This is a genomic window from Cardiobacterium sp. (assembly GCF_057314735.1).
In genome coordinates this window covers 1-11,774 of sequence record NZ_DBHKZK010000023.1, presented here as the reverse complement: position 1 = coordinate 11,774, position 11,774 = coordinate 1, and the positions used below count along the sequence as shown (strand labels likewise).

7 protein-coding genes and 1 pseudogene are annotated in these 11,774 nt (G+C 62.3%); 6 read left to right on the top strand and 2 right to left on the bottom strand.

Features of this window, described 5'->3' with window-relative positions:
• Positions 1-51: 51 nt before the first annotated feature.
• Positions 52-3,585 carry a DNA polymerase III subunit alpha gene (gene dnaE, locus ACO54Z_RS02910; RefSeq protein WP_485995670.1) on the bottom strand — a complete coding sequence of 1,178 codons (3,534 nt, stop codon included), beginning with the start codon at positions 3,583-3,585 and terminating at the stop codon, positions 52-54.
• 177 nt (positions 3,586-3,762) lie between these two features.
• On the opposite strand from dnaE, the gene ACO54Z_RS02905 reads away from it, so the two are divergent.
• From ACO54Z_RS02905 to ACO54Z_RS02880, 6 genes and pseudogenes are all read left to right on the top strand, one after another.
• Entirely contained in the window at positions 3,763-5,901 is a 2,139-nt protein-coding gene (locus ACO54Z_RS02905; protein WP_485995669.1) for a TonB-dependent receptor domain-containing protein, read from the top strand.
• Between the two features lie 344 nt (positions 5,902-6,245).
• Entirely contained in the window at positions 6,246-7,094 is an 849-nt protein-coding gene (locus ACO54Z_RS02900; protein WP_485995668.1) for a heme/hemin ABC transporter substrate-binding protein, read from the top strand.
• The gene (locus ACO54Z_RS02895; protein WP_485995667.1) at positions 7,076-8,122 is read left to right on the top strand and encodes a FecCD family ABC transporter permease; all 1,047 of its coding nucleotides are present in this window, start codon (positions 7,076-7,078) and stop codon (positions 8,120-8,122) included. Before ACO54Z_RS02900 ends, ACO54Z_RS02895 begins: the two co-directional genes overlap by 19 nt.
• Positions 8,119-8,922: a heme ABC transporter ATP-binding protein gene (locus ACO54Z_RS02890; protein ID WP_485995666.1), complete on the top strand. Its 804-nt coding sequence runs from the start codon at positions 8,119-8,121 to the stop codon at positions 8,920-8,922. Before ACO54Z_RS02895 ends, ACO54Z_RS02890 begins: the two co-directional genes overlap by 4 nt.
• Positions 8,923-9,122: 200 nt before the next feature.
• Positions 9,123-11,022: pseudogene (hutW, locus tag ACO54Z_RS02885) on the top strand (heme anaerobic degradation radical SAM methyltransferase ChuW/HutW).
• A 245-nt stretch (positions 11,023-11,267) separates the two neighbouring features.
• Positions 11,268-11,402: a hypothetical protein gene (locus ACO54Z_RS02880; protein WP_485995665.1), complete on the top strand. Its 135-nt coding sequence runs from the start codon at positions 11,268-11,270 to the stop codon at positions 11,400-11,402.
• 80 nt (positions 11,403-11,482) lie between these two features.
• Here ACO54Z_RS02880 and ACO54Z_RS02875 read toward each other — a convergent pair.
• On the bottom strand, positions 11,483-11,774 hold a 292-nt coding region (locus tag ACO54Z_RS02875), incomplete at its 5' end, for an integrase core domain-containing protein (protein WP_485995664.1).

Below are 11,774 nucleotides of genomic sequence, written 5' to 3'. Positions count from 1 at the left end.
ATCCTGCCGTTTTTCGTTTTTTCAAGGGGTTAGACCAATTGTAAACAGCCCCTAGTAAACCCGCTTGGTCTGCGGCGCGGCCAGCAGGGTTTGCAGGCGTAGCAGGTTGTCGTGGTCAATGCGGTAGGTGGCGGGCAGGTGCAGGCGGCCTTGGGCATTGATGCTTGTGTTTTGCAGGGTGATGCTGATGCGCGCGCCGTGGCTGTCTTCCTGCGGTGCGAGGGTATCGCGCAGCTCTTGCCAGATGTCGTCCGGCAGGGCGGTGGCGTCCACGGTGAAATCCAGTTTTTGCAGCAGTTCGTAGCGCGCGTCGTAGTAGTCGTGGATGGTTTCGGCGTTGATGCGCCATTCTTCTTTGTAGTAGTTGTAGTCGGCTTTGCCGTGGATGATGAGGATGTTGTCCGCTTTGCACAGGTCTTTGTATTGTTCTGCCGCCTTGCCGAAGACGCCGATTTCCTGCCGCCCGCTGCGGTCGTCCAAGGTCAGGAATATCATCGGGTTGCCGTTTTTTTTGCTGACCATGCTGCGCGCTTCGATGACGACGCCTGCCAACGTGACGTCAATGCTGTCGCCGCGCCGCGTCGGCCGTTGCCAGTTTTCCATGTTTTCTTGCAGTTGCGCGAGGTTGCGTCCCCGGCTGATTTGCAGCAGGGTGTCGCGCGCCTCGTCGATGGGGTGCGCGCTTAAAAAGAGTCCCAGCGTTTGTTTTTCTTCGGCGAGCGTTTGCCGCAAATCCCACGCCTCGGTGGGGTTCATGATGAGACTCGGCGGCTGGTCGCCGCCGCTGTCGCCGAAGAGGCCGAACATATCGCCCTGCCCCTGGTGGCGGTTGCGGTGGTGCTGTTCGGCCAGTTTGATGGCTTGTTCGACGGCGGCGAAGAGCGCGCCGCGGTTCGGTTCGATGTTGTCAAAGGAGCCAGCGCGGATGAGGGTTTCCAGGGTTTTGCGGTTGAGTTTTTTGAGATCCAAACGGCGGCAGAGGTCTTCGAGCGAGGTGTAGTCGCCGTTTTTTTCGCGTTCTTCGAGGAGGATGTTAATCGCCGCTTCGCCGACGCCTTTGACCGCGCCCAAACCGTAGATGATTTCGCCGCGCTCGCTGACGGTGAAGGTGTACTGCGAGCGGTTGATGCAGGGCGGGATGACAGTCAGCCCCATGTCGCGCGCTTCGTTGATGAAGCGGACGATTTTGTCGATTTTTTCGATTTCCGAGGTGAGCACCGCCGCCATCAGCTCCGCCGGGTAGTGCGCTTTTAGCCACGCGGTTTGGTAGGAGAGCAGCGCGTAGGCGGCGGAGTGCGATTTGTTGAAGCCGTATTCGGCGAATTTCGCCATCAGGTCGAAGATGTCGGTCGCCTGTTTTTCCGGCACGCCGCGCTCTACCGCGCGGCTGACGAAGATGTTTTTGTTGCGCGCCATTTCTTCGGCTTTCTTTTTGCCCATCGCGCGGCGCAGGTTGTCTGCTTCGCCGAGGGTGTAGTTGGCGAGTTTTTGCGCGACCTGCATCACTTGTTCCTGATAGACCATGACGCCGTAGGTGGTCTTCAAGATGTCTTCGAGGTCGGGGTGCGGGTATTCGACTTCGGCGAGGCCGTGTTTGCGGTTGATGAAGTCATCGACCATGCCGGAGCCGAGCGGGCCGGGGCGGAACAGGGCGACAAGGGCGATGATGTCTTCAAAGGTGTCCGGGCGCAGTTTGCGGATGAGTTCCTTCATGCCGCTGGATTCGAGCTGGAAGACGGCAGTGGTGCGCGTCGATTGCAGCAGCGCGTAGGTGTCGGGGTCGTCCAGCGGCAGGGTGGCGATGTTGAGCGGCGGCTCGCCTTCGCGCGCGCGGCGGCTGTTGATGTGGCCGAGCGCCCAGTCGATGACGGTGAGCGTGCGCAGGCCGAGGAAGTCGAATTTGACCAGCCCCATCGCTTCGATGTCGTCCTTGTCGAATTGGGTGGCGATGTTCGCCCCGGCGCTTTCGCTGTAGAGCGCGGAGAAGTCGGTCAGTTTGGTCGGGGCGATGACTACGCCGCCCGCGTGTTTGCCGACGTTGCGCGCGAGCCCTTCCAGTTGCAGGCCGATGTCGATGATTTCGCGCATTTCTTCGTCTTTTTCGTATAGCTCCTGCATCGCCTCCGAGCGCAGTTCCGGTTTTTCCTGGCTTTTCGCGCTGCGGCCGAGCGCGTCCGGCAGGGTCACGCCCAAAACGGGCGGCACGGTGGCGACCAGTTTATCAACCACCGGGTACGGCACGCCGAGGACGCGGCCGACGTCGCGCAACACCGCCTTCGCCGCCATCGTGCCGTGGGTGGCGATTTGCGAGACGCGCTGCGCGCCGTATTTGTGCGAGACGTATTCGATGACTTCGTCGCGCCGCTCCATGCAGAAATCGACGTCAAAGTCGGGCATGGAAACGCGCTCCGGGTTCAAAAAGCGTTCAAAGAAGAGGTCGTAGGCGAGCGGGTCAAGGTCGGTAATCTTCAGCGCGTAGGCAACGAGCGAGCCCGCGCCCGAACCGCGTCCGGGGCCAACCGGGATGTCGTGGTCTTTCGCCCACTGGATGAAGTCGGCGACGATGAGGAAGTAACCGGGGAAACCCATCTGGTTAATCACGCCCAGCTCAATGTCGAGCCGCGCGTCATACGGCGCGCGCTTGGCGGCGCGCTCCGCCTCGTCCGGGAACAATTGCGCCAGGCGCAGTTCCAGTCCGCTTTTCGCGCTGTCAATAAGGAACGTTTCAATATTGACGCCGTCCGGTAGCGGGAAATCGGGCAGATAATTCTTGCCCAGCGTCAGCTCCAGATTGCAGCGCTGCGCCACGGCGTGGGTGTTGGCAAGCAATTGCGGCGCATCATGAAAGCGCTCTGCCATCACCGCATCGCTGGTGAAATGGTACTTCTGCGTGAAATAGCGCGGTCGTTTGTCATCGGCGAGCTGCCAGCCGTTGCTGATGCAAACGCGCACTTCGTGCACGTCGTAATCGTCTGCCGTCGGGAAACAGGCGAGGTTGGTGGCAACCGCCGCCAGCCCCAATTTGCGCCCCGCCTCGCGGCACCAGTCGAAATACTCCGCCTCGCCCGGCTGGCCGTGCCGCGCCAGTTGCAGATAGTAGCGGTCGGGGAAAATGCCCTGCCAGAAGGCGGCACGTTTTTCCGCACCCTGCGCATCGCGGCGGCGGAGAAAGCGCGCCAAATCGCCGTCAATGCCGCCGGAAAGGGCGAGCAGCCCCTCGCATTGCGCCGGGGTAAAGCGCTCAATATGCACCGCCACGCCCTGATGGTCTTGGTCGTACTGATAGGCGAAGCTGACCAGCTCGCAAAGATGGATGAAACCGGTGAGATTTTGCGCGAGCAGAATCAACTGATTATCCGTGCCGTCGCTGTCGCGCACGGTGAGGTCGCAGCCAATAATCGGCTTGATGCCCGCCGCCCGCGCTTTCTTGTAGAACTTGAGTGCGCCGTAGAGATTGTTGCGGTCGGTGAGGGCGACCGCCTCCGCCCCCTGGCTTTTGGCAAAATCGACAATCTCGCCGACACGCAAAATGCTGTCGCTCAAAGAAAATTCGCTGTGGATGTGCAGATGGGTCAGGGCATTCATGATTCGCTGTCAGGGTGCAAATGAAGGGCGCGTAGCTTAGCGGGAAAGCGGACGCGATGCCATTGGCGGATGGCACCTTGCGGATTTGGCGTGGATTCATGTGGATAGCTGATAAAAATTGACATCGGGATAAGAATAATTATCACGAGGACGAAATCAGTCCACAAGGAAATCCTCATGAAAACGCAACATTTTCCACACATGACGGTCTTGCCCGGCAAACTGCCACTGGCTTTGCTGGTGGCGCAGGCGTGCTGCCTGCCTGCACTCGCCGCCCCGGCGGACAGCAAAAGCGGCGGCGAGCAAACGCTGGCGCCGGTCGTCGTTTATGCCATGCCGGGCGGCAACAATGCGGGCGGCAGCAGCGTCATCGGGCGGCAGGCGCTGGAGCGCCGTCCGACCAGTGATTTGCGCAGCCTCTTTGACTACACCCCCGGCGTGAACTTCGTCGGCGGCAGTTACAACCCGCTGAACGAGGTGGAAATTCGCGGCATGGGCAGCCAGAGTTCGGACGTGATGGACAACGGCGCCAACCGGGTGACGATGGACCTGGACGGCATGGAAATGAGCCCCGGCCTGAGCTACGGCTACTACACCCGCACCGGTCGCCAATACTTTGACCCGGCTGACTTGAAAGAAGTGGAAATCGAAAAAGGGCCGGGCGCGAACGGCCTCTCCGGCAGCGTCCGCCTGCGCAGCAAGGACCCGCAGGATTATCTGCGCGATGGCGCCAACTTCGGCGGCGAAGTACGCGACGGATTCAACGGCGAAAACCGCGAATTTACCAGCGGCGCCAGCGTGGCCGGGCGCTTTGACGCGGCCAACAGCACCTCCGTCAGCTACAACCGCCACTGGTTCCATGAGCGCAAAAACCGCAGCGGCCGCGATATTGACGGCCCCGACCGCACCTACAACGACCCGGTCTCTGGCCACAGCAATTCCGTCAATGGCAAATGGATTTACCAGCCCAATGACGCGCACAAATTCACCCTCGCCCTCCAGCACTACGACGTGGAAAGCAACAGCCGCCAGCGGCAGCGCATCGGCACTGCCAGCCGTGGCGCGGGCAACATCCTCGACTCGCACAACACCCGCACCAACCGCCGTGATGCCGTCTCCGTGCGCCACGACATCAGCGCCGCCACGCCGCTGTTTGACCAGATGAACTGGCAACTGGGCGTGCAGCGCGGCAGCAGCAAGGGGCGCAACACCAACCTCATGCCCAGCGGCAACTTCTACGACAACGACGACTACAAAAACACCGACTACAGCCTAAGCACCGGTTTCAGCAAAAGCATCGACGGCAGCGTGCGCCAGGACATCGACTACGGCCTCAAACTGCGCTACGGCACCAGCGACTTCGGCTCGGAAAACATCACCCCGACCGCGCGCACCAAAGGCAGCTACTTCGCCGTGGAAAAAAGCAAACGCTTCCAGGGCGAAATCCGCGCCGCCGACCGCATCAGCTTCGGCACAAGCGGCATCAGCGTTACCCCGTCGGTCAGCCTCACCCACGCCCGCATCAGCCACGACGGCAAACTGCCGGACTACCACAAAACCGCGCCCGGCGGCGGCCTGCGTCTCGAATACCAGCCGAACGACAACCACCTCATCAGCGCCGACTACCACCGCGCCACCCGCATCCCCGGCTTCATCGAACTGGGCAGCACCCGCTTCAACAGCCCCGACTACCAGTTGAAACCGGAAACCGCCGACGGTTTTGAACTCGCCTGGACGAGCAACGGCGCGCTTGGCCGCCAGCGTACCGCGCTCTACTACAACCACTACAACAACCTCATCAGCGTCGATTGCGGCATGAACACCAACGACCCCTGCCTGTTCTACAACACCGACGGCCACAGCAAAATCTACGGCGCCGAATTTGAAGGACGGCTGAACCTCAACGCCTTTGGCCTCGCCGACGGCCTCGCGCTCGAAGGCGCCGCCGCCTACGGCAAAGGCAGCAACAGCAAAGGGCAGCCGATGAGCCGCATTGACCCGTTCAACGGTTATGTTGGCCTGCGCTACGACGCGCCGCAAAAGCGCTGGGGCGTGGCGAGCCGCGTCAAATTCGCCACCGCGAAAAAAGGCAGTGCCCTGCCGGAGCGCGCCAAACCGCTCGGCGGCTACGGCACGGTCGAACTCACCGGCCACTACAAACCGATGGACAACCTCACCATCAACGGCGGCGTCTATAACCTCTTCAACAAAGACTACGGCCTGTGGAGCCGCGCCCGCAGCCACCCGGACGGCTACGCCCCGCCGTTTAGCGAGCCGGGACGCTACGTGGCGGTGAACTTCCGTTACCAGTTCTAAAAATGCTCCCTCCCCCGCAGGGCGAAGCCCGCAGCGGGGGAGGGCCGGGGTGGGGGTAAGCGATATAGTTGATGACTCGGAATCCAGTTTTTCACGTTTGCTGCCCTCACCCCAGCCCTCTCTCTTGCTTCGCAAGCAATGCTTGTCGCTGCGCGAGCTGTCCCAGTCCCACAGGGAGAGGGGCTTATCCGCCGAATTGCAAACACCCCCTAAGCCATTGACTGACAAACAATCAACCGTAGGGGCGGTTAGACCGCAGGTCGTAACCGCCCGCAAGACAAAACGGGCGGTTACGGCTACGCCTAACCGCCCCTACCCTGCTATGTAACAAACACCCCATCCCCATGAAAAAACACCTTCTCGTACTCGCCCTTATCCTCGCCGCCCCGCTTGCCCACGCCTACGAGCGCATCATCTCGGCGAGCGGCAACATCTCCGAAATCGTCGCCCTTCTCGGCGACGCCGACAAACTCGTCGCCGTCGACAGCAGCAGCCTCCTGCCCAAAGACGTGATGGAGAAAAAGCCCAAAGTCGGCTACCGCCGCGTCCTCTCTGGCGAAGGCATCCTCTCCTATACCCCCGACCTCGTCATCCTGCCGCCCGATGCCGGACCCGCCGAAATCATCAAACACCTCGAAGGCGCAGGCGTCCCGCTGTTACGCATCAAGGACGGTCGCAGCGAGCAGGGCGTGGCCGACGACATCCGCACCATCGCCAAAGCACTTGGGCGCGAACAAGAAGGCGAGGCGCTCATCGCCCAAATCGCCGCGACGATGAACGAAGCGCGCGCCTTCCAACAAACCTACCCAGCGCGGCTGCGCATCCTCGTCCTCTTCGATGGCTTGAGCGACCAGCTCTCCAGCATGGGGCCCAAAAGCGGTGGCGACGCGCTTGTCCAGCTCCTCGGCGGCGACAACGCGGTAGAAGCAGAAGGCATGAAACTGCTCTCGCCCGAAGCCCTCGTCACCCTGCCCGCCGACGCCATCCTCATCGCCCGCCTTGGCCGCCATTTCGACGACAACGCCAGCCTTGCCGACCCCGCCGAATACCCCGACCTCGCCCAATCACAGGCAGGCAAACGCGGCTGCCTCATCCAAATCAACGTCATGGAAAGCCTCGGCTTCGGCCCCAGCTACGCCGACGCCGTGCGCGACATCAGCAAAACCCTCGCCTCATGCCTGAACAAACCCTGAACCGCCCGCACTACCGCCGCACACTCGCCATAACCGCGCTGGCGCTCGCCGTCCTGCTCATCCTCGGTATCCGCTTCGGCAGCACCCGCCTTGACCTCGCCCTCATCGCACACGGCATCAGCGGCACCCTCACCCCGGAAGAAGCGCCACACTGGTACGCCTTCCACCAAATGCGCCTGCCGCGCGCGCTCGCCACCGCCCTCGTCGGCGGCAACCTCGCCCTCTGCGGCGCGGTGATGCAGGGACTCTTCCGCAACCCGCTGGTTGACCCCGGCATCATCGGCGTCATGAGCGGCGCCGCCTTCAGCGTCACCCTCTACATCATCATCGGCGCCGAAGCCTTCCCCGCCCTGCTGCACTGGCTGGGCGACTACGCCCTGCCCGTCGCCGCCTTCGCCGGCAGCTGGCTGATGACCCTCACCCTCTACCGCTTCGCCAAACGCGGCGGCCAAATCAACATCGCCGCCATGCTCCTCATCGGCATCGCGCTCAGCGGCTTCACCGGCGCCATCACCGGCCTGCTCACCTACATCGCCGACGACAACCAACTGCGCAGCCTCACCTTCTGGGGCATGGGCACCCTCAGCAAAATGGACTGGCAAAAACTCGCCATCCTCGCCGCCATCAGCGCCATCAGCCTGCCGTGGATACACCAGGACGCGCGCGTGCTGAACGCGCTCATGCTCGGCGAAAGCGCCGCCTGGCACCTCGGCTTCAACATCGAACGCGCCAAAAAACGGCAAATCCTCCTCGTCGCCCTCCTCGTCGGCAGCTGCGTCGCCTTCACCGGCGGCATCGCCTTCGTCGGCCTCATCGTGCCGCACATCGTGCGCGGCCTCACCGGAGCCAACAACCGCCACGTCCTGCCCGTCTCCTTCCTCCTCGGCGCGGCGCTGCTCTCACTCGCCGACCTCATCGCCCGCCTCATCATGGCTCCGGCAGAACTGCCCATCGGCATCCTCACCGCTGCCATCGGCGCGCCCTTCCTCGCTACCCTCGTCTGGCAACGCCTCGGAAAAACCGAATGACCCCGCACCTCGAAGCCCGCGGCCTCACCCTGCAACGCGGCGGCAAAACCCTCATCGACCAGCTCGACCTCACCATCGCCCGTGGCAGCTACACCGCCATCATCGGCCCGAACGGTGCGGGCAAAACCACCCTCATCAAACTCCTCTGCGGCGACTACCGCCCGCAACACGGACAAATCACCTACGACGACAAACCCCTTGCCGCCTACAGCCCCCTCAGCCTCGCGCGCAAACGCGCCGTGCTGCCACAAAGCCAGGAACTGCCCTTCGCGCTCAGCGTCGCTGAAGTCGTCGCCCTCGGACGCGAACCCTGGCACGGCAGCACCGCCGCCCGGCACGACCGCGCCGTCATCCGCCACTGCCTGCAAACCCTCACCATTGACCACCTCGCCGACCACACCTGGCAAACCCTCTCCGGCGGCGAACAACACCGCAGCCACATCGCGCGCACCCTCGCGCAAATCCACGAACAACCGGCGGGCGACCTCAGCGGCAAAACCCTCTACCTCGACGAACCCACCAACCACCTCGACATCCGCCACCAATACCAACTCATGCACGAACTACAGCGCCTGAAAGCGCGTGGACTGACCATCATAGCCGTCATGCACGACCTCGACCTCGCACTACAAAACGCCGACCACATCATCCTCTTGGCAGAAGGCAAAAAACTCGGCGACCACACCCCGCAAAGCCTGAGCGCAAGTGGCGACCTGGAGCGCGCCTACCACATTCCCATCCGCCACTACCGCCTGCCCGACAGCGACCGCATCCTCCTCGCCCCGGAGTACCAGCCATGAAAAAACACAACTCTCGCGCGCAAAAAAACCCTCCCCCTGTGGGGGAGGGTCGGGGTGGGGTTCGCCTGCATACCGCCAATGCCAAATCGCCCGCCGAATTACCCCCTCCCCAAAGTTGGGGAGGGAGTAACGAAAGCAAAACACACGCCGCTGCAACATCAGCCACCGAAGCGTTCATCTGACAAGCCCAACCAACATCCATGAACCCCATCCAAAACACCCGCTGGCGCCCCGACCAGGCCGTACCCGACGCCTTTCCCGCCCGCTCGCGCTTCATGATGCCGCGCGGTGCAGTCCCACCGTTGCCGCCTGACGCCATCCAGCGCACCTGGCAGAAAATCCTCACCACCCCCTGGCAGGGCGAAGGCGCCGCCTACCTGCACATCCCCTTCTGCATCACCCACTGCCTCTTCTGCGGCTTCTACCGCAACCACTGGTGCGAAGAAGACGGCGCCAGCTACACCGACCGCCTCATCGACGAACTCGCCTACGAACACGAACAACGCCAGGGCGACGGCAAAATCAACGCCGTGTACTTCGGCGGCGGCACCCCGACCGCACTCGCCACCACCGACCTCGTCCGCCTCATCAGCGCCTGCAAGCGCTACCTGCCGCTGACAGACGACTGCGAAATCACCCTCGAAGGCCGCATCAGCCACTTCGACCCCGACAAAGCCCAGGCCTGTATCGACGCCGGCATCAACCGCATCTCCATCGGCATCCAGAGCTTTGACGACCACATCCGCAAACGCATGGGGCGCAAACACAGCGGCGACGAAGCCTGGCACTACCTACAACAAATGAGCGCACTCGACTGCGTTGTCGTCGCCGACCTCATCTACGGCCTACCCAACCAAAACGACGACATCTGGGCGCGCGACATCGCCCGCATCAACCAACTGCCCCTCTCCGGCCTCGACACCTACGCCTTCAGCAACTTCCCCGGCCTGCCCATCAACAAACACATCGAAAAAGGCCACCTGCCGCCGCCCGCCCCAGCAGCCATCCAGGCACAACACTACGCCTACGCCTGCGAACAACTCACCGCGCACGGCTGGCAACAAATCAGCAACAAACACTACGCCTGGCCGGGACGGGGCGAACGCAACCGCTACAACAGCGGCGCACGCGACACCTGCCTCGCCTACGGCTCCGGCGCGGGCGGCAACCTCGCCGGATACAGCTACATGACAAGCGGCGACCTCATGACCTACCTCGACACCCCGCGCGACCAAAAAGCTCTCGCCGTCCTCGTCCCGTACGGACCGAACCGCCGCCGCAACGGCAAAATCCAGCATCAACTCGATCTCGGCTACCTTGACCCCGCCCTGCTCGGCGACAACGCCGCCGCCCTCGCACAACTGGACACCTGGCAACAACAAGGCCTGCTCCACCACGACGCAGACGGCATCGTCCGCCTCAACACCAGCGGCCGCTACTGGGCGAGCGCCATTGGCGGCGCCCTCATCGCCGCCCTCAGCCCGCCACAAAAAACCTGACCTTCTCCCCTCCCCCCGTGGGGGAGGGGCCGGGGGTGGGGTTTGCCCGCAAACCGCATTGCCCATAAAACCCCTTCCATCCACCCACAACCAGGAAAACACCATGAACCAAAACCAAGACCTGCGCGACAGCCTCGCGCGCCAACCCGGCCAAGTCCTCGAAGCACTGGCCGCCGAATACCAGACCAGCCTGGAAACCGTCCTCCAGAGCCTGCCCGCCGAAATGTGGCAAAAAACCGAAGGCACACGCATCCTCGACATCCTGCAAACCATCGCCACCTGGGAGCACCCCGTCACCACCATCATCCACACGCCGGACATCATCGCCGAAATCAGCGGACGCCTGCCCGGCGGGCGGGTCGCGCGCGGCTACTACAACTTCGATAAAAACCCGGACGGCAGCGGCATCCACGGCCACCTGCGCCACGAACACTGCGCCGCCATCTACCGCGTCGAACGCCCCTTCATGGGCACCGCCACCGCCGCGCTCTACTTCATCAACCACAGCGGCGGCTGCATCTGCAAAATCTTTGCCGGCCGCGACCAAAACCGCGAACTGCGCCCGGAACAAGTCGCCGCCATGCGCGCCCTCGTCCCCTGAACACAGACTCTAAAAAACGTGCGCTCCGGCGCACGTTTTTATGAACCGCCCCAAGAAATCAGGAAGGAGTACTATAGCCACCCATCGAAAGTTTCAGACAAGGTGCGTCGCCGAAGACAGTACGCATTTGTACGGCGCGGGTTTCCCTAAAAAATGGCTTCGCCATTTTTTAGGGTGCCCGGTCAGGCGACGCAACACCGTATGAGGCTTTCGGTGGATGGCTATATCTGTGAGAGGATATCCCCATGAAGAAAAAAACAGCATCCCCAAAATACACCCCCGAAGTGCGCGAACGTGCCATCCGGCTACTCGAAGAAGTTCGCGCACAGCACCCTTTCGATCGGGCTGCCATCCAGGCGGTTGCGTCCAAGTGGCTGTAGGCATGACGCGCCTGGTACCGCAAGCATCAGGACGCACAAAATGAACCGCCCCAAAATTATCGGAGGGCGGATGGATTGGATCAGGCAGCTTTGTCTAATCCGTCTTTTTGGCGATAGTACGCCGCTTCAAATTCTACTGGCGGAGTGTAGCCGATGGAACTCAGCAGTCGGCGCTGGTTGAACCAGTCCACCCATTCCAGTGTCGAAAGCTCCACGTCGCCTGCACCACACCAGCCTTGTCTTTCAATGACTTCCGTTTTGTACAGGCCAATGATGCTTTCCGCCAGTGCGTTGTCGTAGGAGTCGCCGACTGTACCCACCGATGCTTTCACGCCTGCCTCCTCCAGCCGTGCGCTGTAACGCAGCGACAGG

Bases quoted from the DNA above. Each gene is read 5' to 3' on its own strand.
- dnaE (WP_485995670.1), bottom strand. From the start codon at position 3,585: ATGAATGCCCTGACCCATCTGCACATCCACAGCGAATTTTCTTTGAGC.
- ACO54Z_RS02905 (WP_485995669.1), top strand. From the start codon at position 3,763: ATGAAAACGCAACATTTTCCACACATGACGGTCTTGCCCGGCAAACTG.
- ACO54Z_RS02900 (WP_485995668.1), top strand. From the start codon at position 6,246: ATGAAAAAACACCTTCTCGTACTCGCCCTTATCCTCGCCGCCCCGCTT.
- ACO54Z_RS02895 (WP_485995667.1), top strand. From the start codon at position 7,076: ATGCCTGAACAAACCCTGAACCGCCCGCACTACCGCCGCACACTCGCC.
- ACO54Z_RS02890 (WP_485995666.1), top strand. From the start codon at position 8,119: ATGACCCCGCACCTCGAAGCCCGCGGCCTCACCCTGCAACGCGGCGGC.
- ACO54Z_RS02880 (WP_485995665.1), top strand. From the start codon at position 11,268: ATGAAGAAAAAAACAGCATCCCCAAAATACACCCCCGAAGTGCGCGAA.